Origin of the sequence: Sphingobium sp. SCG-1, from assembly GCF_002953135.1 — a bacterium.
In the GTDB taxonomy this organism is placed as follows: Bacteria; Pseudomonadota; Alphaproteobacteria; order Sphingomonadales; family Sphingomonadaceae; genus Sphingobium.
The window spans coordinates 2,723,890-2,749,986 of sequence record NZ_CP026372.1 but is presented as its reverse complement, the minus strand read 5'-3'; the positions used below and the strand labels follow the sequence as shown (position 1 = coordinate 2,749,986).

Genomic DNA, 26,097 nt, shown 5'->3' with positions numbered 1-26,097 from the left:
GTAAGCTTAAGCGATCGTCTGGATGCCGTTCAGGATTAGGGGAGCAGCCCGCTCACCGCCTTGTCGCTCCGCCATTGTCGTATTGTTTTGACCACATGATCCAGCATTCGCAAACGACTGTCTGATGTCGCAGAGCCCAGATGGGGCGAGAGCAACAGTCGCGGCGCGGTAAGAAGGCGTTCGTCGATCCTGGGCTCGTCATCGAATACATCAAGCGCGGCGCCGCCGAGCCTCCCATCGTTAAGCGCTGAAACCAGCGCTTCTTGATCGACGATGCTGCCCCGTGCAATATTGACAAGTGCTCCTTGTGGGCCGATCGCCTCCAGGATGTGAGCATCGATGATCCTCTTGGTGGCATCGTTTGCAGGCAGAGCGAGAACAAGCAGGTCCGACCAAGCGGCCAGCGCATGGGGGGTAGGTAAATAAAGGGCCCGTGCGGCAATCGTCCCTCTACGGCTATGATAGGCCGTGCTCATGCCGATAGCCCGCCCTCGCTGCGCGATCGCCTGTCCGATCCGTCCGAAGCCTAATATGCCAAGGCGTCTACCGCTTGCGCCGCGACCAAGAGGGAAGGGGCCTTTGCGCCAATTGCCCGCGCGCACGAATGCATCCGCATCGCCATTGCCGCGCAACAGCGTCAAGACAAGCCAGATGGCAAGGTCGGCGACATCGTCAGTCAGGATATCACCCGATGCGGCGATGCTAATGCCCTTTGCCCGCACGTGTTCCAGATCAAGCAGATCGAGTCCAGCGCCATAGTTGGTGATGAGAGCCAGATTGGGAAGTTTCTCGATCAGTTCACGTGATGCACCGCGCATCGCGTGGGTCACCAAGCACCGAACTTCGGCACCATGAAGGTCCAGCCACGATTCCGCGTCTTGCATCTCGTCGAGGACTGGAACATCTTCTTCCAGGAGATCGCGTGGTTGGCGTTCGACGGGCAAACGCGCTGTTTGCAGCACTTCGGTCATTGAAAACCCCCGTCTACCCGGACAAACTGCCCGGTGATCGAACGCGCGGAGTCGCTCGCCAGGAACAGAATCGTGTCTGCTACATTCTCGGGATCCACGAGGCGCCCGTCCGCATGGCGTGTGAGATAATGAGATTTGGCGTCATCGAGAGAAAGTTTATTCGCCTCGCCATATGCCGCGATCACTCGATCTATCCTGTCACCTCGTGTGGTGGCGGGCAGAATGGCGTTCACGCGAATACCATCTCGTCCGACCTCACGGGCGAGCGCTGCTGTTAAGCCCAGCACTGCGGCCTTTGAAGCGGCATAAGGCGCGCGGCAGGGATAGGCGATCTGCGCTGCGACCGACGACATATTGATGATGCAGCCGCCTTTACCGGCCGCAAGCATCAACGGGACCATTTCCCGGCACGCAATGAACTGGGCAGTCACGTTCACCTCCATCACCCGTCGCCATTGCGCGCTGGTGACTGCACTGAGCGGCACGGTGGGGCCGGAGACGCCACCGTTGTTTACCAGTAGATGAACCGCTCCGACGCGCTGGACGAGATCGACCACCTCTGCCTCCACCGCCAGATCGCAGCGCTCGAAACGGCAATTAAGGCGCTCGCAGAGCGCTTGACCGGCCGCGATATCGCAGTCCGAGACGATGACTTCATATCCCCGGGATATGGCGCGTTCAGCGAGGATGGCTCCGATGCCCGTAGCGGAAGCCGTAATCAGTGTCCGGCGTCCCTCCGCTTCAGGCTTCTGGAGAGAATTGACGGTCAATGTCCATCCAATCATTCATGCCCATGACATCGGTAAGGATGTTGAATTCCGGCAATTTGCCCTCGTGGGCGAACCGCCCATGCCGCAATTCAGCGAGGGTACGTTCGAACATGCCTACCATGCGAAGAAGCAGTGTTGCGGGATAGATGATGATGGAAAACCCCAACGCCTTATACTCCTCCGGCGTAAGGATCGGTGTACGGCCGCCTTCCGCCGCATTTACAAGCAGTGGAACATCGAACGATTTCCCGATCTTCTCCAATTCGTCTACGGACGTTGGGGCTTCAACAAAGAGGGCTTGGGCGCCAGCTTCGATATAGCGATGGCCCCGTTCGATTGCGGCGTCGAGGCCTTCGACATGGCGAGCGTCGGTGCGCGCGATGATGGAGAACTCCGGGTTTTTTCGGGCGTGGAGCGCGGCCCGTAGTTTGGCAACCGCCATTTCAACCCGCACAATCTCACGCTCAACGACCATATGGCCGCATTTCTTGGGGCTCACCTGATCCTCGAGCACAATTGCGCTTATACCCATGTCTTCATAAGTGCGAACGGTCCGCACGACATTCTTCACGTCGCCATAGCCATCGTCGCCATCGATGATAAGAGGAATGCTTACGGACCCCGCAATGTCACGCACGGCGGAGCTTATCTCGCCAAAACTTGCAAGGCCCAGATCGGGGAGTCCCAGGCGACAGCCGATAACCCCAAATCCTCCGATCGTTCCAGCTCGAAAGCCGGCACGTTGTATCATGCGAAGTGATAGCGCGTCGTGCGCCACCGGGAGCTTAAGAGGGGACTCCTGGGCGAGCAAATCCTTTAGGGGAACGAAGCTGCTCATGCCACTATCTCACGACTGCTGGTAATTTTGTAGACCCAAGGACGGCGCGCACCGTCGGCCACTTGAAACGATTTGATGTCCGGCTCGCGCCTCAGCGTGAAGTCAATCGCATCGAGCCCCTCCAACAACCGTTCCCGTTGAAGAGCAGGAAGCTGGAAGGGAAATATTCGGCCGGAGGGCGAGATCACATTCTGGGCCGCCATATCAACGGTGATTTCGGGACTCGCTGGAGAAATTTCTGCCGTGATTGCATTGACTTCGGTTTCATCTAAAATGATCGGCGCAACGCCGTTCATAAAGCAGTTCGATGTGAATATGGCACCGAAACTGGCCGCGATGACGGCGCGGACACCAAAATCGCGGAGCGCCCAGACCGCAAATTCGCGTGAACTGCCGCAACCGAAATTGGGTCCGGCAAGCAAAAACTTTGCTTCCGTGAATGGCGGCTGGTTCAGGATGAAATCGGGATTGTTTGACCCGTCCTCAAGATAGCGCCAGTTGAAGAAGAGGCCGTCGCCAAAGCCGGACTTCTGCACTTTCATCCCGGTGTGACCCGGGGTGATCTGGTCTGTATCAATATTATTGCGCATGATCGCGGCGGCAGGGCCGGCAACTGAAACAAATGGTTCCATTCTCATTGAGCGGCCTCCAGCGGAACAAGTTGGCGATGATCCATGATGTGGCCGGCGATAGCCGACGCGGCGACGGTGACGGGGCTGGCCAAATGTGAGCGCACATTGGGGCCTTGACGATCTTCGAAATTTCGATTGGTCGAAGCGATCACCCGGGCGTTTTTGGGGAAGCTCTCGCCTCCTGTCGCGCCACTCATACAAAGCGAGCACCCCGACTCTCGCCATTCAAAGCCGGCCTCGATGAACACCTTGTCCAGTCCCTCGGCCTCGGCAAGCAGCTTGGTAGCGGTTGATCCGGGCACGCAGATAGCTGTAACTCCCGGCGCTACCTTGCGGCCTCGCAAGACTTCCGCAGCTGCGCGTAAATCGTCGATGCGGCTGTTCGTACATGAACCGATGAAGGCTCCCTCAATGGGTAGGCCGGCAACCTGCTGGCCACCACTGAGCTCCGCATAACTAGCCGCGCGTTCTCGCGAAGATCGCATGACAGCATCTGAGGAGCCCGCCGGGTCGGGTACGGTTTCGGCAATTCCCACCACATGTTCAGGACTGGTCCCCCATGTGACTTGCGGCGTCAGCGTAGAGCAATCAAGCTCATATTCGGCGTCATATTTTGCGTCAGGATCACTGCGCAGCGATCTCCAATATTCGACGGCACGATCCCACTCATCCCCGGTCGGCGAGAATTCGCGTCCCTTAAGATACTCGAATGTGATGTCATCGGGCGCCACCATGCCGGTCCGACCGCCAAACTCCACTGCCATGTTGCAAAGGGTCAGGCGACCATCCATCGACAGCGACGCGACTGCCTCGCCCGCATATTCAATGGCATACCCAGTTCCGCCATTAGCCGTATATTTGCCGATGAGCGCGAGGATCATGTCCTTGGCAAAAACGCCCTCTGGAAGCGTTCCTGTGAAGTTGACCCTCAACGTCTTCGGCTTGGTTGCGACTACGGTCTGGGTAGCAAGTGCATGTTCGCTGTCACTAGATCCTACGCCCCATGCGAAGGCGCCGACGCCGCCGACCGTGCAGGTATGACTGTCGCCGCAAATGAACGTCATGCCTGGAAGCGCCGCTCCCAGTTCCGGCGCAATAACGTGCACGATCCCTTGACGCGGATCATCAAGGTCAAAATAGCGAATTCCGTGGGGACCGACACGTTCAGAGAATTCACGTAGGAAATCGTTCCCACCCGGCATGCGTGTCGTCATACCTCGGCCGGGCACCGTTTCCAGTACGTGATCAAGCGTGGCGAAGGTCAGTTCGGGACAGCGCACGGAACGCCCTTCGGCATCCAGGTTTTTCAACGATACCGCTCCGCTGACCTCATGCAGGAAGTTACGGTCAATATGGATAAGAAAGGCACCGTCACCCAAATCAGCGACAGTATGGTCGTCCCATATTTTTTGGAAAAAAGTTCGGTCCACTGCCGTTGCCTCACATTGTATACGTGTATGGAAGACACTAGAAGCAATGATATGAGTGGTCAATCATAAAGTTGGCGGCAGCGATGGTGCTTGACCGGGCAGACAGCCGAACGATAACGGGTGTCATTGCGCTGGATAAAGGAAGGCCGCGGCGTCGCTAAAGCTGGATGGAAATGAGATGACGCGGACTATAAGCGGACTTGGTACCCGTGGTGTAGTAGTTGCGCAGTGGATCCGAGAGCGGATCATCAACGGCACTTTCGCGCCAGAAGAGCATCTGCAAGAACAGGTCCTGGCGGAACAGTCAGGGACGTCGCGCACGCCTGTGCGCGAGGCGCTCAAGCTTATGGAGCATGAGCAGCTCGTCGTCTACTCACCCAATCGCGGCTATGTGGTTCGACGCTTCGCAATCGAAGATATCACCAATGCGTTCGAAGTGCGGGCGACGCTGGAAGGAATGGTCTGTCGCGTTGTCGCACACCGCGGGGTGAGTGAGGCAGGCACAAGTATGCTCAAGCGCCTGTTACGCAGGATGCAGCCCATTGCTTACTCGGAGGAGTGGGGAAATGAGGACAGTCTTGAATGGTTCGACCTCAATGCGCAATTTCATCAAGTGCTGATCGAGGAGGCTCGCAATCCGGTTCTTGCCGACACGATCCAAAGAACGCAGCGTTTACCGTTGATTTTTGATGCGCAGTTCCGCCTTAGGAATCCGTCACAAGTCAGCCGCCTTTTTGCCGCAGAAGACACACAGCGTTCCTATCAAGAGCATGTGTCATTATTCGCGCTTATCGAAGAAAGGCGCGGTATCGAGGCTGAAGCACTGATGCGGCAGCATATTGAACAGAGCAAAGAAGCCATCAGGGCGAAATTTGCCCAGATATATCCATGCGCGCAATAGTGGGAAGCGGCTTGTTGACACCGCTTCGCGTATGCCGCTGCAGCTTGTACTGCGCGCCGAGTCATTTGCCAGCTTATGATTGGCCGTCGGAAAAATCCCCATAATTTTTCCGAAGGAAAAGCAATGGGCGCTCTGGTTGATCAGTCTTCAAGCTGCATGCACGACCAACGACGTCATGATGGTCGCCGGCCTCGTGGACTGCTTCCAGTCTGCTGTCCATCCATGCCACGACCCGACCTAGATCGGTGATCCATAGCCGAAAAAGGATAGTCAAGTCCGGTGAACTTCTTATCGCCCTTAGAAGAGAAGCGGGTGCATATCGCGTTTGATTGCTTGAGAGGATATTACGCAAAAGGCTCCAGCCACCTCGATCTTTGGCCAGATCTTCGACGACTTGGCGGGAAAAATGCCACCAGCGGTGGTTCGAGTGGAACGGATGTGAACGAGCCGACTACCATGCCGGCCGAGCCATCGACTGTTGTGGATGCAACGATGCAAACGCCGGTTGGATAATGGCCAAGTACTTAACGAACCTTTGACTGTCGAGATCCTCTGCGGCCATAGTAATTCTTCCAGACGTTACATTTCGTGAATTGGAAGAGGCCGCCATGCTACCGCCGCGATGCGTGCGCTGTTTGCTGAGGGGACCTAGGGTCTTAGTGATTGCAAGGAACCATGGCTTGCAGCTCTGCATACGGCCTGTTCTTAATGCCGTAGCGCAAATCACGTGATATTGCGGCGTAAGTATCCAGCAATGATTGATGACATTTCAACAACAACATCGATATCACCCTTTATTTCGTTGTCATTCTGATGAAGAGCGTAGGCTGCCTTAAGCATCTGGAATGTTATGAGTCCGAGTTTGTCGCGCATCGCTGCGCTGGCTGACGGCGCCAAGCGGCCAATAAGGCCGATGACCGCAAGCAGCAACTCGTCATGATTCCCCGGCCGCAGACCAAAGTTGGCCTGAGCATCCTCGAGCGTGGAAAAAGCTGGCTGACGATCGATCTGTTCGAGCGTCGTGGTTACCAGCTGCCGTGCGAATTTTGCATAATCGTCATGCGGGCCGTCCGTGCTTAGTGAATCCCAGCATGTCTTGAGTTCTGCCACATATTGCTCGATCAACGCAACTGCCACGCTCTCCTTTGTTGAGAAGAACTGGTACAGGGATCCGATCGGGGCGTTCGCGCGGCGCGCTACAGCGGTCATGGACGCCGCGCCATATCCCACCTCTGCAAAGCATTGCTCAGCCGCGCGGAGCAGTGATTTTACTCTTTTAACGCCACGGTCGAGGATGGGCTTCTTTCGCTCGGACGTTCTCGTTGCAGCACCGCTCGCCTTGCTACTTCTGTCTCCGGTGTCGGAATGCGTTAATTTCTGCAAGACGGTTTCTCCAAATTAAAGCTGGGAGGCTAAGCGGTTTCTCGACGTCGATCTGCCCACTGAGCCAATCCAACATCTGCGGCCTCGTTGCAGCCACAAGCCCGCGCATATTATCGCAGAATGTGCATTGTTGACACAATCGGATGCGAAGGCTAGGAACATGAGGAATACCTCATAACGTGGTCAATCGGGAGAGGCCTTGTCTCTGTAAGCTCTGATGGCTGTCAAGACATCCGGCGACACATAGCCATTTTCTCCTGCCTTGCCTGCTGACCATTTTGCCATGCTTGCTTTCAGGCGAGGCGCAGAAGGATGACGTGCGTGGCGATTACACACTCCATAGCCGATACGATAGTCAAGGCTGCAATTCTTCATGGACGCCGCCAAGATGTGACGGCTGCCGCAGTCGTGTGCGACTTAGCGGGAAATCCGGTCGCCACGGCTCGCGATGAACGGGCAGGTCCGGTAAACCTCGTTGCAGCAGGTAGCAAGGCGGCTACCGCGGCTAATTTTGGAGCGACGAGCGAGGATGTTTTTGCCGTTGTAAAAGGCGACGAGTTTCTGAACGACTCCGTGATCGCGACGCCACCTCTTTCCCTATTGCCCGGCGGTGCGCCAATCATTTTGGATGGAAGGGTCGTTGGTGGATTAGGAATTGCGGGCGGCCACTACAGTCAAGACCACACTATTGCGCTACAGGCGCTGGCCGACTGGACGCGCGCCTTGCGCCATGCGGATCCTCGTTTCGCTTTCAAGTCTAATGCCGATGCGCCGCAGTCGAATTTTTACGGCAAGAATGTGATTGTTACGGGCGCGCGGGGGGGATCGGTCTCCTGACGTGCGAGCGCTTTGCTGAGGCAGGAGCAAAGGTCATTGGACTCGACCGACAGGCAGACGAGAACGGGCAGCTCGCCTTGGCGTATCAGGAGCGAGGGCTAGATATTTCCTTTGCGCTGCTTGACGTGGCTGATCCGGAATCCATTGAGAAATTCGGCGGATCCCTCGCCAAGACGCTGGGCTACATCGACATTCTGGTGAACAACGCTGGAACACTGAGCTTCAGCCCCGTCATGCAGACGACGCTCGCCGAGTGGGAGAGGGTTCAAAACGTCAACTGCCGCTCAGCCTTTCTCATGATGAAGGCGGTTGGACCGATCATGGGCGGAAAAGGCGTTATTCTCAATATGTCTTCGTCAGCAGCGCTGGCTCCCACAGCCTTTTCAGCTGCCTACTCGGTGGCAAAAATGGGAGTGGTTACGCTTTCAAAAATTGCAGCGCTTGAGATGGGGCCAGGTGTGCGGGTCATCGCTGTTTGCCCGGGGCCGCTCGATACACAAATGCCGCATAACTATTTGAAAGGACATCCGAAGGAGAAAGAGATTATGAGCCAGATGATTGATCGAACGATTGTCAAACGGCTCGGCCAACCAAGCGAGATCGCCGATCTTCTCTTTTTCCTGGCGGGGGAAAAATCGGGCTTTATCACGGGCACAGTCATTTCCGCCGACGGGGGCTTCATCGGCTAAATATTTCGCTCGATCGTATCGATATTCACGCATGTTTAAAAGTCCGACCGGCCGGAATAATATCTCAGCATGGGATCTCATTATGACGCGCCGCGCGCCGGTCAACTTAGCCCAGTCATTACCACTTTGGACCAACCGGTCCGGCCCAATTTAGTGAAACAGTAGCAGGAGAAATCGCATGACGCTCACTCTCGAAACAGCACAGCGCTTGATTGCCGCCGCCTTTGAAGCTGGCTCTAAACAGGATGTTGCCGTCGCCGTCGTGGTCGTGGACCGCGGGGGGCGCGTCCTTGCCAGCGGCAGGCATGAGAATGTCGGATACATCAATTTGGACGTGGCCGAGAAGAAAGCGGTCGCATCGGTTAATTTCGGTGCGCCGACGCACGCGGTTCTTAACATGGTGAAGGATGATGATCTGCTCATCAAATCAGTACTCGCTCAGGGGGTTCTTTCGCTTCTCCCGGGCGGCTCGGACATCCGTCTTGATGGTGAACTGATTGGCGCGATCGGCGTAGCGGGCGGACATTACAGTCAAGACCAGGCAATCGTGGAACAGGCCCTCGCAACGATCAACTGACCCAGCGTGGACCGGGGGCGTCGGATGTTCCGGAGTCACGCCGCACGCAGTGAAATGAAAGGTGGAGGAAATGAGCAACCAATTGGCGATTCCAGGCGTGGCGCTGGATTGTGCGCAGGGCGGTCCCCTGTTTAATGACAACCGCATGAAGCTGGGATTGTTTGGCATCAATGTGAACAGCGCCGGTGCGATCACGCAAGCACCCGACCGGCACGAAATAAGTTGGGACCAAAATCTCCGCCTTGTACAACAGGCCGAGGCGGCGGGATTCGAGGCGGCGGTCCCCATCGCGCGTTGGCGTGGATTTGGGGGGATTACTAATCCTTGGGGGCGTAGCTTCGAAACTTTCACCTGGGCGGCCGCCTTGGCTGCGGCCACTAGCAGAATTTCGATCATATCCACGATCAACATGCTCACCTTCTCGCCGGTCTCGGCAGCCAAACAGCTTTCCACGATCGATCACATCTCGCATGGCCGTGCGGTTCTCAACGTAGTCGCCGGCTGGATGGAGAAAGAGGCTAAAATGTTCGGCGTTGGTAAGCTCGGCCATGATGAGCGCTACAGTTACGGGGCCGAATGGATGGAAGTACTGCACAAGTTGCTCGTGGAAGACGACGAATTCGATTTCCACGGCTCCTATCTCAATGTCGAAGGCGGATATCAACAGCCTAAGGCGCTCCAGTCGCCCCGGCCCCCCATTATGAACGCCGCCTTTTCGCCCGCTGGACATGAATTTGCCGCACAGTGGGCCGACGTCGCCTTCGTTTCTCCCGATGCGCGTAGGCCCGGCAGTGCCGCCGAGCAGGTTACAAATCTGCGCCGCTTGGCTGCCGAAAGAGGGCGATCGATTCAAGTATGGGTAGCAACCAGCATAGCGGCAGCCGAAACAGAAAGCGCTGCGCGCGCCTATGTCGAACGTTACAGTGAAGATCAGGTCGATGGTCCAGCGGTTGAGAACATGGTCAACGCAATGATGGGGGGCACCGGCATGTCGCCGGAGCAGAAAGCCAACATGACCCGTCAGGCGGCTGCTCATGTTGGCGGGTTCCCCTTGGTTGGCTCTTATCAACAGGTCGCTGACGAGATCGCCTCGCTATCAGAGGCCGGTGTTGAAGGCATCTGCCTGACATGGATGGACTATGAGCGAGGCCTCGATATTTTCATAAGGGAGGTTCTGCCGCTTATGGAGAAGCAGGGCCTTCGCCGACGTATGGATGTTGCTGCCTGAAACGGGCGGTCGGGAAAGACGCCAGCTTCGACGGCTGCTTTCCCGGCCAGATACTAGCGACAGCACATCGCTCTTGAGGATCATCAGGCTCGCTAGAAGTTCACCTTTACACTTTGATCTGGCGCCATTTAGAACGCACTGCTAAGCGGAATAAATAGTCCGAACGGACGGGCAATGATTATTGGATATTGATATGGCTAAGACGCTTGCCGCTCCACCGCAGCGAAACGCTCCCGATGATCGCTACGATTGGAAGCGGATCGCCTATCTGCTCGCGCTTTCGCGCGTACTCGATGCGATGGAAGAAGACCGGCTCGTACCCGAGAAGAAGGTCCTGTACCAGTTCTCGGCACGCGGACATGATATGGCGCAGATCATGCTGGGCTTGAGCTTGGATCAACCGGCCGATGCTGCTTGCGGCTATTATCGCTCCAGGCCGCTTTTGCTTGCATTGGGTGTTGATCCCGAAGTCGCGCTCGCTTCGGCAATGGCGCGGGAGGGAGGCTACTCGAGCGGACGCGATATCGGTACAGTATTCAATTATCCCAACCCTGGAGGCGCGTCGGCGTTGCCAATGTGTGGTGGTGTGGGCGCGCAATATACCCCGACCGCGGGCTGGGCACAGGCCATTGAATATCACCATAAAGTGCTCAGCGATCCCTCGTATGAAAAGGGTATTGCTGTCGTTCTGGGAGGAGATGGATCGGTCGCCTCCAACGGCTTTTGGTCGGCACTCACCATTGCAACCACGCAGAAGCTGCCGATGCTCTTCTACATCGAAGATAATGGCTACGGCATTTCCGTGCCATCTACCTTCCAGACGCCAGGCGGAAATATCGCAGCGAATCTGGCAAGCTGGCATGATCTGGAGATCATGGGCGGCGATGGCACTGAGCCGGCCGAGGCGGCTCGACTCATCGAGGATGCGGTATCGTTCGTGCGCGGCCGCAACGGGCCGTGTCTGCTACGGCTGACCGTGCCTCGTCTGCAGGGGCATAGCTTTCAGGATACGCAAACCTACAAGTCGGATGAATTCGTCGCATCCGAACGGGCGCGCGATCCTTTGCCCAGGCTCAAATCCTATTTGGTCCCCGCGATGCTCAGTGAACCCGAATGGGACCGGATCGCAGCCGATGCGTCGCAGGCGGCGGAAGCGGCGCGCGAGGCGGCAGAGGCGCGGTCCGTCGCCGCGCCCGAAACCGTACTGAAAAATGTGTTCTTCCAGGATGGCGCGATGCAGGCAATGGGCGGGCAATGGACCCATGGCTACACGGCGCCGGAAGCAACCGAAACGCCCAATCCCGAAGGGCAGCGGATCAACATGGTAACCGCAATCCGACGTGTGCTCGACCATGAACTGATGCTCAACCCGCGTGTCGTGCTGTTCGGTGAAGATATCGGCCCCAAGGGTGGTGTCCATGCGGTAACTCTGGGCTTGCAGGAAAAATATGGGGTCGACCGAGTGTTCGACACTAGCCTGTCTGAGGAAGGCATTATTGGACGAGCCGTAGGCATGGCTATCGCGGGACTGATGCCGGTGCCCGAAATCCAGTTCCGTAAATACGCCGAACCGGCGACCGAGCAGATTAACGATTGTGGATCAATGCGCTGGCGCACTAATAACCAGTTCGCTGCGCCAATGGTCGTCCGCATTCCAGGCGGCTTTTTCAAATGTGGGGATCCTTGGCACAGCCAGACCAACGAAGTCGCTTTCGTCCACAGCCCGGGATGGAAAGTCGCCGTGCCGTCCAACGCGGAGGATGCGGTTGGTCTGTTGCGCGGTGCACTGCGTGGCAACGATCCTGTGATTTTTTTCGAACATCGTGCCATGCTCGATCATGCTTGGGCACGCCGCCCTTATCCCGGTGATAATTATGTATTGCCTTTCGGAAAGGCTAAACGCGCCCGCACAGGTGACGATATCACCATCGTGACTTGGGGTGCGATGGTGCATCGCTGCGAGGAAGCGGCTGAAGGACGTTCCGCTGATGTGCTCGACCTGCGCACGCTGATGCCGTGGGATAAGCAAGCGGTGCTAGAATCAGTTCGCAAGACGCGTCGCTGCCTCATCGTTCATGAAGATCTGCAAACGGCAGGCTTTGGCGCTGAGATTGCCGCTGTGGTGGCTGACGAGGCGTTTATCGACCTCGATGCGCCGGTCGCGCGGTTGACCATGCCCGACATTCCCAGCCCCCATAACGCTGTGCTGCTTGAATGGGTCCTACCTTCAGTCGAGCGCATCGCGGCGAAAATCGACGATCTCATCGGCTTCTGAGGGGAATATACGTATGACAGATATACTCGTCCCCGCCGAACAGGAAGGCACAAAGGCGATCGTTCGCAGCTGGTTAAAGAAGGTCGGTGACACGGTCGCGCTGAACGATCCGTTAGTTGAACTGGAAACCGACAAGGTGACGCAGGAAGTTCCTGCGCCCGCCGCCGGCGTCCTGACGGAAATCCTGCTCGATACGGATGCGGAAGCCGAACCGGGCGCTTTGCTGGGCCGTCTGAGCGCGCTGGATGGTAGGGCCGTGGCGGCGGCGGCGGGCAGAGTGGTGCCAACCTCAGCCGCGAGCACAGCGCAAGCATCCCTATCCCATACGGCAGCGGCTGAATCGGTCACTGTGCTTTCGCCAGCCGTCCGTCGCGCCGTTCGCGAACATGGCCTCGATGCTTCCTCAATCAAGGGGACGGGCAGGGGCGGCCGCCTCACGCGCCTGGATGTCGACCGGTTCGTGGCAGTGCGCGGCCGGAAAGCCGAGCTGGACCCAACGCAACCTGCGTCAACGCCAGCTTCAGGTGGCGGCGTAAGAGCGATCCCGCATGATCGGATGCGGATCGCGATCGCGCAGAACATGCTGAACTCCATTACCGCCGCGCCGCATGTGACTGCAATGTTCGAATGCGATTTTAGCGCAATCATTGCCCATCGCAGGAAGCATAAGATCGCTTTCGAGAAGGAAGGGGCGAACCTGACCTTTACTGCCTACTTCATTGCTGCCTGCGTCGCCGCGATGAAAGCGTCGCCCGCAATCAATAGCCGCTGGTATGAAGACCGGTTGGAACTCTATGACGACATCAATATCGGCATCGGTACTGCGCTGGGCGACAAGGGACTGATTGTGCCCGTCGTACCGCGTTGTCAGGAGTTGTCCTTGCTTGGTATAGCACTGCGGCTGGGTGACCTCATCGAACGAGCGCGGGACAGCCGTCTAAGTGGCGGCGATGTCCGCGGCGGCACCTTCACGATTTCGAACCATGGCGTATCGGGTTCGCTGTTTGCTTCGCCGATCATTATCAGCCAGCCGCAATCGGCCATACTGGGCATTGGTAAGACCGAAAAGCGCGTCGTTGTGCGCGAAGTGGACGGTGTCGATACAATTCAAATTCGTCCGCTCGCTTATGTTTCGCTCACCATCGACCATCGCGTTGTCGACGGGCACCAGACCAACGGCTGGCTGTCCAAATTTGTGGAAACGATCGAGCAGTGGCCACACTGATGGATGACTATGATTATGACGTGCTCGTCATTGGCGCAGGACCGGGAGGCTATGTTGCGGCTATCCGGGCTGCCCAGCTTGGCCTGAAAACGGCATGCGTCGATGCGCGCGAGACGCTTGGCGGCACCTGCCTCAATGTCGGCTGCATACCTTCGAAGGCGATGCTGCATGCCTCCGAGAAATATGAAGAAGTCGCATCGGGGGCGCTTGCTGCCTTGGGAGTCGAGGTCTCTGCCAGCCGATTGAATCTGGATGCAATGCACGCGTCCCGCGTGAACGTGGTAAGAGGCCTGACCGGTGGGATTGCCGGCCTCTTCCGCAAGAACAAGGTGGACTGGTTGAAGGGCCATGCAGCGTTTGCGAGCGCTGACAGCGTAACGGTGGCCGAAAAGACTTACCGTGCGCGCAATATCATCGTCGCGACGGGCTCGACCGTGGCGCCGCTGCCAGGAGTGGCAATTGACGGCAAGGTGATCATCGATTCTACCGGCGCCTTAGAACTGCCCAAGGTGCCGGGCCATCTGGTCGTCATCGGCGGGGGCGTGATCGGGCTGGAACTGGGATCAGTCTGGCGCCGCCTGGGCGCGCATGTAACGGTGATCGAATATCTCGATCAGCTGTTACCCGGCATGGACGGTGATGTCCGTAAGGAGGCAAAGAAGCTGTTTGCAAAGCAGGGCCTGATCCTGCGCCTTTCGACGAGGGTGACGCAAGCTCGCGAGAGCGCCGATGGCGTTATCCTGACATTGACGCCGGCAGCGGGAGGCGCGGAGGAGGAACTCTCCGCTAACATCGTTCTCGTCGCCGTCGGCCGTACGCCCAACACGCGGGGCCTCGCGCTTGAAAAGGCGGGTCTTGCCATTAATGCATGCGGCCAGATCGAGGTCGATCACGACCTTCGCACTAGGGTAAATGGCATCTGGGCGATCGGCGACGTAACCCCTGGCGCGATGCTCGCACATAGGGCGGAGGATGAGGGCATTGCTGCCGCTGAACTGATCGCCGGCCAGCCTGGCATGGTCAATCATGCGGTTATACCGAGCGTCGTCTACACCACGCCTGAAATTGCGGGGGTAGGACTGACGGAAGAAGAAGCGGCGGCACGGAGCAAGGTCAGTATCGGCAAATTTCCGATGATCGCCAATAGCCGGGCGAAGGCCAATCACGATACGGACGGATTCGTGAAGATTATAGCGGATGCCGCAACCGGGCGGGTTTTGGGCGTCCATATCATTGCGAGCGTGGCGGGCACGATGATCGCGCAGGCGGCCCAAGCGATGGAATTCGGTGCGACGGCAGAAGATATTGCCTACACGTGCCACGCTCACCCAACGCAGAGCGAGGCCCTGAAGGAAGCCGCACTCGCTGTGGTCGGAAAACCGATACATCTTTAAACGCGAGAAAGGTTAGCCATGACCGTCAAGTTGATCGCCCTCTACCGTAAGCCCGATGATGTGAACGCATTCCTCGACCATTATCATAACGTTCACATGCCGCTCGTCGCGAAGACGCCGCATCTCATGAAGGCAGTGGTGAACAGCGTAATTGGGTCACCCATGGGTGAGCCGCCATATTTCCTGATGACTGAAATGTACTTTGCAGATGCCTTAAAATTTGATGAGGCGATGAAGTCACCTGAAAATCGTGCGGCTGGCAAAGATCTTATGGGATTTGCAAAGAGTTTAGTGACGTTGATTATTGTCGAGGAAGACTAATATTGCGAATAAAGGAATGTTATATTGATGGTTGCGGTATTGAGTTCCTCATGGCTCGAACAGGAAAAATAAGTAGGAGAAGATGATGGCGGTCTAAGCTTGAAAAAAATTCACTACCATTTACTAATGTTGATCTATGTGCCATGCAGCGGCTGCTGGACTGGCGCAGTTAGGTGTCGAATTACGGCGTACCCGGCTGTCTGGAAGAAGTTTGCAGTTGGACGGATCAACACGGCGATCGCCGACGAAATCACTTTTTGTGCCTTACGGCGATTGATGACCATGATTATCGCCAGGATGTGAGAGAATCTGCAGCGCTCCTGACGGCCTGTGCTGCCGGGCTGTGGGATTAATTTGCGGTCTTGATCGCCACAACGCATAAAAAGATTGGTTTCGCAGCCAGCTGCTGGGGAAGTATGGATCGGTGCCTTATCCACGAATTGACCCCAACCCTTTTTATGATAGTCGATTCAGACCAAATTTTTTAGGGAATGTAAGTTTTGGCACGGACCCAGGCGGCAGATTATGAGCAAAGACGCGAGGCTATCGTGGAAAGGGCCGCTGACCTCTTTGCCGAATTCGGTTTTCGCGGCGCATCTGTATCCGACCTCGCTAAGGCGTGCCAGACCTCGAAGTCGCTGATTTACCACTATTATCCGTCCAAGGAAGACGTTCTTTACGCCGTCATGCTTTCGCATATCGATCAGCTGGTCGAAGACGTCGAAACTGTGATGGCGCTGGACAAGCCGCCGCACGAGCGGTTGCGGCACCTGCTACGCAGCTTCATGGCCCATTATATCGGCGCGGCCAGTCGGCAGAAGGTCTTGCTTAATGAACTGTCGAACCTGCCCGATGACAAGCGGCGCAGCATTATCGGCAAGCAGCGGATCGTCATTGAAGCGGTGCAGAGCCTGATTGTCGCGATCGACCCGGCGATGGCAGCCGACCCGGCCAAGGCGCGGGTGCAGACGATGCTGCTTTTCGGCATGATAAATTGGACGAAGACCTGGTTCAGCGAGAGCGGCACGATCAGCGCGCAGAAGGTCGCGGATATGGCCTTTGACCTGATGTCGCCAGCGTGCTGAGCCGCACATCATCAATTCCATACCCGCACCCAGGCAGCGCCCTCGACGCCGGCAATCAACGGCTTGGAAAAGCCGCGTACTGACTACCAGGTCAGATAGCGGGAGCTTTCGATCCGATCGTCGCTGGTCGATTGCGCCAGTTCGTCGATCTCGGCGCGCGCGGCAAAGGCCTTGAGATTGCCGGTGGTAACGACGGGGCGGACGGCTGGATCGGTTTCTGCGGCCGTCAATGCCCGTGCGATTTCCACCATCAGAGGCGTGGACAGCGTATTACGCTGCTCCGGCATGTTGAGGCGGAGCAACAGCGCATCATCGCCGAATGTTCGACCAGCAGCAAGGCATTGGCATGCGCAGCGTCAGGCATCGAAGTCTAGTTCCACGTCATCGGTCAGCGGCACAGCCTGGCAGGTCAGGACATAGCCCTGCGCTACTTCCTCAGGGCTCAGACCGTAATTGGCCTTCATCGTCACCTCACCCCTGACCAGCTTTGCGCGGCAGGTCGCGCAGACGCCAGCCTTACACGCAAAGGGGGCTGCCATTCCCGCCGCACGAGCATTTTCGAGGATGCTGCCTTTGTCGGCATCGAAGGTCAGGATGCGGCGGCGGCCTTCCAGTGTGACCTTTACCGGCAGGCCAGCGGCCTTTTGTTCTACTTCCCGCAATGCTGCGATCTGGGCGGCCGACATTTCGCCGACGGTGAAGCGTTCGACCAAGATGCGGTCGACGGGCACGCCAGCTTGCTCCATGCCCGCCTGTGCCGAATCCATCATAGGCGCTGGGCCGCAGACGAACGCTGCGTCAATTATCGCCGGATCGATCAGCGTCGACAAAATGTCCGCGATTTTCTCGATATCCAGCCGCCCGTTGAACAGTTCAACATCCTCTTCCTCGTCGGACAAGAAATGATAGACCTGCAGCCTGTCGATGAACCTGTTCTTGAGCTGTGCAATCTCCTCCAGGAACATGATGGTGTCACTGGAACGATTACCATAGAACAGCACGAAATGGCTCTTGAACTCGCTGTTCAGCGCAGTCTTAAGCAGCGACAGGATGGGCGTGATCCCCGAGCCGCCGGCGAAACCGACATAGGTGGCTTCGCGCGCCGGATCGAAGGTCCAGGTGAAGCTGCCATGCGGTGGCATGACTTCAAGCCGATCGCCAGCCGACAAGCTATTGTTCGCCCAGGTCGAAAAGGCGCCGCCGGCGATCTGCTTGATCGCGACCCGCAGCTCATCCTCATGTGGAGCCACGCAGATGGAATAATTGCGACGCACATCCTCGCCATCGATCTCCGTGCGCAGTGTCAGATGCTGGCCCGGCGTGAAGCGGAAGGTCTCGCGCAACGTGTCCGGTAAGTCGAAACGGAGCGAAACCGCATCATCGATCTCGCGCCGGACTTCGGAAATTTCAAGAGCGTGGAAACCGGCGGACATAGCTGACTCCTAATGGCATTTAAAGCGGTCGAACGGTTCCTTGCAGTCCTGGCACTGCCAGAGCGCCTTGCAGGGCGTGGAACCGAAACGGCTGATTTCTAAGGTTTGATTTGATGCACAACGCGGGCATTCGACTAGTTCGGGGCCGCGTAGCGACCGGGCGGCGCTGCCACGCGGGGGCGGGGCGATGCCATAGGCCTTCAGCTTGTTGCGCCCGTCCTCGCTGATCCAGTCCGTGGTCCAGGGCGGCGAGAGCACGGTTTTGATCGGCACATGCGCGAACCCCGCATCGTTCAGGGCCGCACGCACCGATTGTTCGATGACCAGCGTCGCCGGGCACCCGGTATAGGTTGGTGTGATGAGCACGGCAGGCGGATCACACTGTACCGAACGGACGATACCAAGCTCCATGACCGAGACCACCGGTATTTCCGGATCGGGTACGGTGGCGAGTGCGGCCATGATCCGCTGCTCGGCATCGCTGTCCAAGGGCGCGGCCAGGGTCATGATCCTACCAGACGGCGTCAGGGTAGGCACGCGGCAGATATTGCATGGGCGCCAGCAAATGCCCCAGATGCTCGGTATGATGCCCCTTGCGTCCCCCTTTGATGGGATAGGGGTAGCTTGGCAAGGGCAGCGTGGCTTCGCGCAGCACATTGCCGACCGTAACGTCGAATGCTGTGCGCAGGGTCGATTTGTCGGGCGCAATGCCTGCGTCGACCATCTCAGACTCTACCGCATCGACATCGAACAGTTCATCGACGAAGCGCCAGAACCAATCGAGGCCATCAATCATTCGTTGGCGGCTTTCTTCTGTGCCGTCGCCAAGGCGGATGACCCAGTCGGCCGACAGCCCGGCATGATAGCGCACTTCCTTAACCGCTTTGGCTGCGATCTCCGCAATGCGTGGATCTCGTGACTGCCTCAGCGCCTCGAACAGCACTAAGCTGTATGTCGAGAAAAGAAATTGCCGGGCGATAGTCTGAGCGAAATCACCATTGGGCTGTTCGACTAGCAAAGCGTTTCGAAACGCCAGAACATCGCGTCGGAAGGCCAGATGGTCTCCATCACGGCCCTTGCCTTCGACCTCGCCAGCGTAGTTGAGGAACAAGGTCGCCTGGCCGATCAGGTCCAGACCCAGATTTGCTAGCGACAGGTCGACCTCAAGCACGGGGGCGTGACCGCACCATTCGGCAAGCCGCTGGCTCAGGATCAGGCTGTCGTCGCCCAAGCGCAGAAGATAATCGAATAGGGCGGGGTGCCATTCGGGCGCGGGTGCGTCACCGATGGCACCGCTCGTCGCTGCCTTGGCGGCCTTGCGTTCATCTTCGGGAGATATGGTAGGCAATGAGGGCATCACATATGTTTCAATTCGTCGGGAAGATCATAGAAAGTCGGGTGACGATAGACCTTCGTTTCGGCGGGTTCGAAAAGCGGCCCGGACTGAGCCGGATCGGACGCGATAATGTCGGTCGACTTGATGATCCACAGGCTGACGCCCTCCATGCGGCGAGTGTAGGTGTCCCGCGCATGGCGTAGTGCCAAATCCGCATCGGGCGCATGCACCGATCCCGCATGCTTGTGGCTGAGGCCACCGCGTGCACGGATGAAAACCTCCCAGAGCGGCCAATCCTTGCTCAACCTCATTCTCCCCTTCAGGCCGCAGCGCGTGCCTGGCGTTTCGCTTCATAGGCGGTGGCGGCGTCACGCACCCAGCCGCCATCGTCCCATGCCTTGCGGCGGGCCTGCAGGCGTTCCTTGGCGCAGGCGCCTTCGCCCCGGACGACCGCATAAAATTCTTCCCACTCGATCGCGCCGAAATCATATGCGCCGCGTTCTTCGTTCCATTTGAGGTCTGCGTCGGGAATCGTCAGGCCGATCAGTTCAGCCTGCGGCACTGTTGCGTTGACGAATTTCTGGCGCAGATCGTCATTAGTGTCGCGCTTGATCCGCCACCGCATCGACTGTGCGCTGTTGGGCGAATTGTCGTCGGGTGGGCCGAACATCATCAGGCTGGGCCACCACCAACGATTGAGCGCATCCTGCGCCATCGCCTTTTGTTCCGGCGTACCGGCCGCCAAACCCATCATGATCTCGAAACCCTGGCGCTGGTGGAAACTCTCCTCCTTGCACACGCGCACCATGGCGCGGGCATAGGGACCATAGCTGGTGCGCTGGAGCGGCACCTGGTTCATGATCGCCGCGCCGTCGACCAGCCAGCCGACCGCACCGATATCCGCCCAGGTGAGAGTGGGGTAATTGAAGATGGTGCTGTACTTCGCTTTGCCAGCATGCAACGCCTCGATCATCTGATCGCGGCTGGTGCCCAGCGTTTCCGCCGCGCAATAAAGATAGAGGCCATGCCCGCCCTCATCTTGGATCTTGGCGAAAAGGATCGCCTTGCGGCGAAGACTAGGCGCGCGGGTCAGCCAATTGCCCTCCGGCAGCATGCCGACAATTTCGCTGTGAGCGTGCTGCGAGATCTGGCGCACCAAAGTCTTGCGATAGGCTTCAGGCATCCAGTCTTTAGGCTCGATGAATTCATCGGCCGCGACACGCGCTTCGAATGCGGCGACCAACGCGAGATCGTCATTATAGATAGGGGTAGGAGCATTGGTCGCGCCCTTGTCCAACTCAGTCGTATACATCACATTCCTCCTCGCAGGAAAGGTTGCTCAATCTCATATAATTGTCCGACCGGACGGTCAACTTATATTTTCAGACACGCTCGATTACCATCGCGATGCCTTGGCCTACGCCTATGCACATGGTGCACAGTGCAAGCCTGCCACTCGATTGCGAAAGCTCTTGCGTAGCGGTCAGCACCAGCCGCGCGCCCGACATGCCTAACGGATGACCCAACGCAATGGCTCCGCCATTGGGATTCACATGATCGGCATTGTCCGGCAAGCCCAATCGGCGCAACACGGCAAGACCCTGGCTGGCAAAAGCTTCGTTCAACTCGATTAGATCCATCGCGTTGATATCGAGGCCGAGGCGGGCGAGCAGCTTTTCACTGGCCGGGGCAGGGCCGATGCCCATGATCCGGGGCGGCACCCCAGCGACGCCGCAACCAAGCATGCGGGCCCGCGGCGTCAGGCCGTATTTCTTCACTGCGGCCTCGCTAGCGACGATGATCGCGGCGGCACCATCATTAACGCCTGAAGCGTTGCCGGCCGTCACAGTCCCGTCGGAGCGGACGATTGGGCGCAGCTTGGCCAGCGTTTCCACGCTCGTTTCGCGCGGGTGCTCGTCGCGTGATACGATCAGGGGATCGCCTTTTTTTTGCGGTATCGTGACGGGCACGATTTCCGCGTCGAAGCGCCCGGCGGCCTGCGCGGCGCTGGCACGGCGTTGGCTTTCGGCAGCGAACGCATCCTGGTCGGCACGATTTATACCGAAATCGTCGGCAACATTCTCTGCCGTCTCCGGCATCGAATCGACACCGAACGCGGCCTTCAGCGCTTTGTTGATGAAACGCCAGCCGATCGTCGTGTCATAGACCGCGTTGGCGCGGGAATAGGCGCCCTCGGCCTTGGGCATGACGAAGGGAGCTCGGCTCATGCTCTCCACGCCGCCCGCAATGATTAGCTCCGCGTCGCCAGCCTTGATTGCGCGCGCCGCCATGGCGACCGCGTCCATTCCGGAGCCGCATAGGCGATTGATGGTCGTGCCTGGTGCCTCTACGCCCAGCCCGCCTAGCAATGCAGCCATGCGCGCGACGTTGCGATTGTCCTCGCCCGCCTGATTGGCGCAGCCCAGAATGACGTCGTCGACCGTGCTCCAGTCTACACCGGGATTGCGTTCCTTTAGCGCACGGATCGGAATGGCGGCCAGATCGTCGGGGCGCACCGCGGCCAGCGCGCCGGCATAGCGTCCGATGGGGGTGCGCACGGCGTCGCAGATAAAAGCGTCAGCCATTTTAATTCTCCTGCTCATCAATCAATGCGCCGCCGATGCTGCGCGATAATCCTTGGAATTGCGCAACCGCCCGCCCGTCCGCTGTGCGGACGGCGACGCTGTATGACCCGCTGCGGCCTGCAAGCGCGTCCTCACGCGCTTCCGCGATCAGGTTTTCGCCGATCCGCGCCGGGCTCAGAAACAGGATAGACGCCCCGCCCGCCACCGTCGCGATATTGCGCGAGTTGCAGGCATAGGCGAAGGCGCTGTCGGCCAGTGCGAAGATCATGCCGCCATGTACGGTGCCATGACCATTGGCCATTTCGTGGCGTATGGTCATTCTGACGCGGGCATAGCCGATACGGACCTCCTCGATCATCAGACCCCATGCGCCGGCGGTGCCCTCTCGCGAGAAGAGATGATCGGCGATCCGACGGGCGAGTGCGTCCGACATCAAAGGACCTCGCCGCACGGGAGGGCGAGGGCGGGCGTATACAGCGTATCGCCCGTCGCCGCGCTGATATAGGCAAGGGCCTTGGAGACCTCCACCAAGCCCGCGTGCCTTGCCCATTGCAATGGCCCTTCGGGATGATTTGCGCCGAAACGCATCGCCTCGTCGATACCTTCGACACCGGCGACATCGTCCGCTACGGCATCGAGCGCCGCATTGGCGAGCTGTGCCAGGGTCCTCAGCACAATCTGACCGGGGCGATCGGGCAGGGCAATTGCGCCCTTTCCAATGGCCTGCCCAAGCGCTGCGACGGTGGCGGCTGCCTCATGGGCTCGCGCCGTTACGACAAGCAGTGATGCGGTGGCGAAGTCGCGCGCATGATCGATCAGCACATCCACGCCGGTGCGCTGCGCCAAGGTGCGCCTGTCACCCAGAGCCGCCGACATGGCATCAACCGATAAGGAAGAGGTATTGGTCGCCAATATCGCCGAGGGCGCCATAATTTCCGCCAAGGCAGAGAGCAATGCGACCTTCGCGTCCAGTCGTTCGACAATTGCCTCGATCGCCAGCGTCGCGTCGTTTGTATTACCGATGTCAGTCGTCCAGAAGATCCGCGCTTCGATCTCGCGTTGCGCTTCAGCGGTCATGATGCCGCGACGCACCAGTCCGGCCAACGACTTAGTCACGCTTTGCCGACCATGGTCGAGACCGTGCTGCTGACTGTCAATGACGCGCACCGGATGTCCCGCGGCTGCTGTGACCTGCGCGATGCCTGCGCCCATTGTCCCCGCGCCCACAATGGCGACTATCGAATCCGAAGCAATTTCCATGGCCTTGCTCCTAGCCGCAAATTTAAGGCTTGCCAATAATTGTCCGACCGGGCAGTCTATTAAAAATACGAAAGGCTGAAGGCGACGTATGGCATTTGAGACGATACAGTTGGAGGTGATCGACGGCGTGGCGCGGCTGGTACTGAACCGGCCGGAACGGCTGAACAGTTTCACTGTCCAGATGCATGGTGAAGTGGCCGAGGCGCTTGACGTGGCAGCATCCGACCCCGCCATTCGCGCCGTTCTTCTGACAGGAGCGGGCAGGGGGTTCTGCGCCGGACAGGATTTGTCCGACCGGGCCGTCGCTCCCAGTGACAAGCCGGTTGATCTAGGCCACTCAGTCGAGCGCTATTATGCGCCGCTGGTCAAGCGACTGGCGAAAATGGACAAGCCAGTGGTGTGCGCCGTCAACGGCGTCGCCGCGGGGGCGGGCGCCAACATCGCCTTTGCTTGTGACATGGTCTTCGCGGCGCGCAGCGCGAAATTCGTCCAGTCCTTTGCCAATATCGGCCTGATCCCTGACTCGGGCGGCACCTGGGTGCTGCCGCGCCTTGTGGGGCAGGCGCGGGCGCTGGGCCTTGCCATGACCGGCGAGCCATTGTCGGCGGAAAAGGCCGAAAGCTGGGGTTTGATCTGGAAGTGCGTTGATGACGACGCGCTCGAAGCAGAAAGCATGGCGGCGGCGCGCAAATTTGCCATCGGCCCAACGCGCGGTCTTGCCGCGACCAAGCATGCTATTCGCGAGTCCATGCCCAAATCGCTCGATGACGAGTTGGTGATCGAGTGTGGCCTGATGCGCGAACTTGGCAACAGCGAAGATTATAGGGAAGGCGTCGCCGCCTTCATGGCCAAGCGTCCTCCGGTTTTTACCGGGCGCTGACATCAACTAGAGGGTTTCATGACCACATTGCTTAAAAACTATGCCGCCGATCAGTGGGTGGTTGCTACCGGCGGGACGGTGCCCGTGCTGTCGGCGATCGATGGTTCGGTCGTCGCGCACGCAGGTAGCGAGGGGTTGAATTTCGCAGCCATGCTTGACCATGCCCGTGCCGTAGGCGCCCCGGCACTGCGTGCCATGACCTTCCATGCCCGTGCCCGGATGCTCAAGGGATTGGGCCAGGCGATCATGGAGCGTAAGGAGGAGCTATATGCTCTGTCCAGCGCCACCGGCGCGACGCGTGGTGACGGCTGGATCGATATTGAGGGTGGGGCAGGCACGCTGTTCACCATGGCGTCAAAGGGCCGCCGCGAATTGCCCGACGACGTCATTCTGATCGATGGCGATTTCGAGCCGATAGGCAAGCGCGGAACTTTTGCCGGCCAGCATGTCTACACCTCGCTCAAGGGTGTGGCCATTCACATCAACGCTTTCAACTTCCCGGTATGGGGCATGCTGGAAAAGCTGGGTCCGACGCTCCTGGGGGGCGTTCCCGCGATCGTCAAACCCGGCACCGCTACTTGCCAGGTGACAGAAGGTGCCGTCCGCATCATGATTGAATCAGGCCTGCTGCCTGCCGGCGCGTTGCAGCTGATCGTCGGACCGGTCGGCGACCTGCTCGATCATCTGACCTGTCAGGACGTCGTATCCTTTACCGGCTCGGCATATACGGCGATGAAGCTGCAGACGCATCCGGTTATCGCGCGTGAATCGGTACGCTTCGTGGCGGAACGAGACTCGCTCAACGCATCTGTTCTTGGTCCCGATGCCGGACCCGGCACGCCCGAATTCGACTTGTTCATCAAAGAAGTCGTCCGTGAGATGACGACCAAGGCGGGGCAAAAATGCACCGCCATTCGTCGCGCTTTCGTGCCCGCAATATGGATGGATGCAGCCGAAACGGCACTCAAGGACAGGCTCGCAAAGATCGTCGTGGGCGATCCCTCCGTGGAGGGCGTTACGATGGGTGCGCTCGCCGGTCAGGTGCAGCTGAACGACGTGCGCACCAATGCTCGCAGGCTGGCCACAGAGTCGTCGCTGGTATTCGGCGATATCGATATAGTCGATGCCAAGGGCGTTGAACCGGGTGCTGGCGCGTTCATTTCGCCATTGCTGTTCCGCAATGATGCGCCGTGGACCGCAAAGCTGGTCCACGATGTCGAGGCATTTGGTCCGGTGTCCACTTTGATGCCCTATACCGATCTCGACGACGCTATTGCGCTGGTCAATCGTGGCATGGGGTCGCTAGCCCTGTCCTTCTTCACCTATGACACGCAGGTAGCCCGCGATTTCGTGCTCGGGGCGGGTGCATTTCACGGTCGCATAGTATTGATCGACCGTGACAGCGCAAAGGAATCGACTGGACATGGTTCGCCCCTGCCGATGCTGATTCATGGCGGCCCGGGCCGTGCTGGCGGCGGCGAGGAAATGGGCGGCGTGCGTGGTGTCAAACATTATATGCAGCGCAGCGCCCTACAGGGTAGCCCGCGCGTTCTGAGCGCCGTGATCGACCGCTATCTGCCCAATGCTCCGCAGATCGAAAGCGTTACACATCCCTTCCGCATGCGCTTTGGTGAGCTGAATATTGGCTATACGCTCAACACCCCGCCGCGGATCGTCACAATGGAGGACATCGAACATTTTGCTCATTTCACCGGCGACGCCTTCTATGCGCACATGGATGAGGAAGCGGCCGCCGCCAATCCATTCTTCCCTGGCCGGGTTGCTCATGGCTATCTGATCCTTTCCTTCGCCGCTGGCCTATTCGTCGATCCGGCTGAAGGTCCGGTACTGGCCAATACGGGCCTCGACAGCTTGAAGTTTCTCAAACCCCTGCCGCCGGGCGAGTCTATCAAGGTCGCGCTAACGGTGAAGGCGAAGACACCGCGCAATGACGACTATGGCGAGGTCCGCTGGGCAGTCGTGGTCACAGATTCGACAACAGACATCATAGCGACCTACGATCTGCTCACCATGAACGCATATTGAG

28 protein-coding genes are annotated in these 26,097 nt (G+C 58.4%); 12 read left to right on the top strand and 16 right to left on the bottom strand.

The genetic code is table 11. The annotated features are described in order from the left end of the window. Positions 1-35: 35 nt before the first annotated feature. The 5 genes from C1T17_RS12510 to leuC are packed head-to-tail and all read right to left on the bottom strand — an operon-like array spanning position 36 to position 4,641. Complete coding sequence (locus tag C1T17_RS12510; protein ID WP_104953726.1) at positions 36-971, bottom strand: 2-hydroxyacid dehydrogenase; 936 nt, start codon at positions 969-971, stop codon at positions 36-38. Next, complete coding sequence (locus C1T17_RS12505; protein WP_104953725.1) at positions 968-1,756, bottom strand: SDR family NAD(P)-dependent oxidoreductase; 789 nt, start codon at positions 1,754-1,756, stop codon at positions 968-970. Before C1T17_RS12505 ends, C1T17_RS12510 begins: the two co-directional genes overlap by 4 nt. Beyond that, positions 1,713-2,579 (bottom strand): oxaloacetate decarboxylase, encoded by an 867-nt coding sequence (locus C1T17_RS12500; protein ID WP_104953724.1) that lies wholly within the window; start codon positions 2,577-2,579, stop codon positions 1,713-1,715. Before C1T17_RS12500 ends, C1T17_RS12505 begins: the two co-directional genes overlap by 44 nt. Beyond that, entirely contained in the window at positions 2,576-3,211 is a 636-nt protein-coding gene (leuD, locus tag C1T17_RS12495; protein ID WP_223262586.1) for a 3-isopropylmalate dehydratase small subunit, read from the bottom strand. Before leuD ends, C1T17_RS12500 begins: the two co-directional genes overlap by 4 nt. A gap of 2 nt (positions 3,212-3,213) precedes the next feature. Beyond that, the gene (leuC, locus tag C1T17_RS12490) at positions 3,214-4,641 is read right to left on the bottom strand and encodes a 3-isopropylmalate dehydratase large subunit (protein ID WP_104953722.1); all 1,428 of its coding nucleotides are present in this window, start codon (positions 4,639-4,641) and stop codon (positions 3,214-3,216) included. Positions 4,642-4,819: 178 nt separating this feature from the next. Here leuC and C1T17_RS12485 point away from each other — a divergent pair, with 178 nt between their 5' ends. Beyond that, positions 4,820-5,542: a GntR family transcriptional regulator gene (locus C1T17_RS12485; RefSeq protein WP_104953721.1), complete on the top strand. Its 723-nt coding sequence runs from the start codon at positions 4,820-4,822 to the stop codon at positions 5,540-5,542. Between the two features lie 344 nt (positions 5,543-5,886). Here C1T17_RS12485 and C1T17_RS21725 read toward each other — a convergent pair whose 3' ends face one another. Next, positions 5,887-6,036 carry a flavin reductase gene (locus C1T17_RS21725; protein ID WP_223262940.1) on the bottom strand — a complete coding sequence of 50 codons (150 nt, stop codon included), beginning with the start codon at positions 6,034-6,036 and terminating at the stop codon, positions 5,887-5,889. Between the two features lie 229 nt (positions 6,037-6,265). Beyond that, a complete protein-coding gene (locus C1T17_RS12475) occupies positions 6,266-6,925 on the bottom strand; it encodes a TetR/AcrR family transcriptional regulator (RefSeq protein WP_104953720.1) in 660 nt (219 codons plus the stop codon). 321 nt (positions 6,926-7,246) lie between these two features. Here C1T17_RS12475 and C1T17_RS12470 point away from each other — a divergent pair, with 321 nt between their 5' ends. The 9 genes from C1T17_RS12470 to C1T17_RS12430 all read left to right on the top strand — a co-directional run bounded on the left by C1T17_RS12470 (position 7,247) and on the right by C1T17_RS12430 (position 16,556). After that, positions 7,247-7,762, top strand: coding sequence for a GlcG/HbpS family heme-binding protein (locus tag C1T17_RS12470; protein ID WP_223262585.1), 516 nt, complete (start codon positions 7,247-7,249; stop codon positions 7,760-7,762). Next, positions 7,750-8,451, top strand: a complete 702-nt coding sequence (locus tag C1T17_RS12465) for an SDR family NAD(P)-dependent oxidoreductase (RefSeq protein ID WP_223262939.1) — start codon at positions 7,750-7,752, stop codon at positions 8,449-8,451. Before C1T17_RS12470 ends, C1T17_RS12465 begins: the two co-directional genes overlap by 13 nt. Positions 8,452-8,629: 178 nt before the next feature. Next, a complete protein-coding gene (locus C1T17_RS12460; protein WP_104953719.1) occupies positions 8,630-9,028 on the top strand; it encodes a GlcG/HbpS family heme-binding protein in 399 nt (132 codons plus the stop codon). An 82-nt stretch (positions 9,029-9,110) separates the two neighbouring features. Next, complete coding sequence (locus tag C1T17_RS12455) at positions 9,111-10,256, top strand: LLM class flavin-dependent oxidoreductase (RefSeq protein ID WP_223262584.1); 1,146 nt, start codon at positions 9,111-9,113, stop codon at positions 10,254-10,256. Positions 10,257-10,449: 193 nt separating this feature from the next. Beyond that, a complete protein-coding gene (locus C1T17_RS12450; protein ID WP_104955200.1) occupies positions 10,450-12,531 on the top strand; it encodes a transketolase C-terminal domain-containing protein in 2,082 nt (693 codons plus the stop codon). A gap of 13 nt (positions 12,532-12,544) precedes the next feature. Beyond that, on the top strand, positions 12,545-13,756 hold the full coding sequence (locus tag C1T17_RS12445) for a dihydrolipoamide acetyltransferase family protein (protein ID WP_189338337.1): 1,212 nt from the start codon (positions 12,545-12,547) through the stop codon (positions 13,754-13,756). Then, positions 13,756-15,150 carry a dihydrolipoyl dehydrogenase gene (gene lpdA, locus C1T17_RS12440; RefSeq protein ID WP_104953717.1) on the top strand — a complete coding sequence of 465 codons (1,395 nt, stop codon included), beginning with the start codon at positions 13,756-13,758 and terminating at the stop codon, positions 15,148-15,150. Before C1T17_RS12445 ends, lpdA begins: the two co-directional genes overlap by 1 nt. 18 nt (positions 15,151-15,168) lie before the next feature. Continuing rightward, positions 15,169-15,471: an EthD family reductase gene (locus C1T17_RS12435; RefSeq protein ID WP_104953716.1), complete on the top strand. Its 303-nt coding sequence runs from the start codon at positions 15,169-15,171 to the stop codon at positions 15,469-15,471. A 500-nt stretch (positions 15,472-15,971) separates the two neighbouring features. After that, positions 15,972-16,556 carry a TetR/AcrR family transcriptional regulator gene (locus tag C1T17_RS12430; protein ID WP_104953715.1) on the top strand — a complete coding sequence of 195 codons (585 nt, stop codon included), beginning with the start codon at positions 15,972-15,974 and terminating at the stop codon, positions 16,554-16,556. Between the two features lie 83 nt (positions 16,557-16,639). Here C1T17_RS12430 and C1T17_RS12425 read toward each other — a convergent pair whose 3' ends face one another. From C1T17_RS12425 to C1T17_RS12385, 9 genes are all read right to left on the bottom strand, one after another. Continuing rightward, positions 16,640-16,858, bottom strand: a complete 219-nt coding sequence (locus C1T17_RS12425; RefSeq protein ID WP_104953714.1) for an enoyl-CoA hydratase-related protein — start codon at positions 16,856-16,858, stop codon at positions 16,640-16,642. Positions 16,859-16,912: 54 nt separating this feature from the next. Then, on the bottom strand, positions 16,913-17,989 hold the full coding sequence (gene paaE / locus C1T17_RS12420) for a 1,2-phenylacetyl-CoA epoxidase subunit PaaE (protein ID WP_104953713.1): 1,077 nt from the start codon (positions 17,987-17,989) through the stop codon (positions 16,913-16,915). Between the two features lie 9 nt (positions 17,990-17,998). Next, complete coding sequence (paaD, locus tag C1T17_RS12415) at positions 17,999-18,496, bottom strand: 1,2-phenylacetyl-CoA epoxidase subunit PaaD (protein ID WP_104953712.1); 498 nt, start codon at positions 18,494-18,496, stop codon at positions 17,999-18,001. A 4-nt stretch (positions 18,497-18,500) separates the two neighbouring features. Beyond that, the gene (gene paaC, locus C1T17_RS12410) at positions 18,501-19,346 is read right to left on the bottom strand and encodes a 1,2-phenylacetyl-CoA epoxidase subunit PaaC (protein WP_104953711.1); all 846 of its coding nucleotides are present in this window, start codon (positions 19,344-19,346) and stop codon (positions 18,501-18,503) included. Beyond that, positions 19,346-19,636 carry a 1,2-phenylacetyl-CoA epoxidase subunit PaaB gene (paaB, locus tag C1T17_RS12405; protein ID WP_223262583.1) on the bottom strand — a complete coding sequence of 97 codons (291 nt, stop codon included), beginning with the start codon at positions 19,634-19,636 and terminating at the stop codon, positions 19,346-19,348. The genes paaC and paaB overlap by 1 nt, the downstream gene beginning before the upstream one ends. 8 nt (positions 19,637-19,644) lie before the next feature. Beyond that, positions 19,645-20,637, bottom strand: coding sequence for a 1,2-phenylacetyl-CoA epoxidase subunit PaaA (gene paaA, locus C1T17_RS12400; RefSeq protein ID WP_104953709.1), 993 nt, complete (start codon positions 20,635-20,637; stop codon positions 19,645-19,647). Positions 20,638-20,707: 70 nt separating this feature from the next. Then, positions 20,708-21,910, bottom strand: coding sequence for a 3-oxoadipyl-CoA thiolase (gene pcaF, locus C1T17_RS12395; RefSeq protein ID WP_104953708.1), 1,203 nt, complete (start codon positions 21,908-21,910; stop codon positions 20,708-20,710). Between the two features lies 1 nt (position 21,911). After that, positions 21,912-22,343 carry a hydroxyphenylacetyl-CoA thioesterase PaaI gene (gene paaI / locus C1T17_RS12390; protein WP_189338336.1) on the bottom strand — a complete coding sequence of 144 codons (432 nt, stop codon included), beginning with the start codon at positions 22,341-22,343 and terminating at the stop codon, positions 21,912-21,914. After that, the gene (locus tag C1T17_RS12385; RefSeq protein ID WP_104953706.1) at positions 22,343-23,170 is read right to left on the bottom strand and encodes a 3-hydroxyacyl-CoA dehydrogenase family protein; all 828 of its coding nucleotides are present in this window, start codon (positions 23,168-23,170) and stop codon (positions 22,343-22,345) included. The genes paaI and C1T17_RS12385 overlap by 1 nt, the downstream gene beginning before the upstream one ends. Before the next feature lie 88 nt (positions 23,171-23,258). Between C1T17_RS12385 and paaG the strand changes: the two genes are divergently transcribed. Beyond that, the gene (gene paaG, locus C1T17_RS12380; RefSeq protein WP_104953705.1) at positions 23,259-24,050 is read left to right on the top strand and encodes a 2-(1,2-epoxy-1,2-dihydrophenyl)acetyl-CoA isomerase PaaG; all 792 of its coding nucleotides are present in this window, start codon (positions 23,259-23,261) and stop codon (positions 24,048-24,050) included. A gap of 18 nt (positions 24,051-24,068) precedes the next feature. Then, a complete protein-coding gene (paaZ, locus tag C1T17_RS12375; RefSeq protein WP_104953704.1) occupies positions 24,069-26,096 on the top strand; it encodes a phenylacetic acid degradation bifunctional protein PaaZ in 2,028 nt (675 codons plus the stop codon). Position 26,097: the final 1 nt, after the last annotated feature.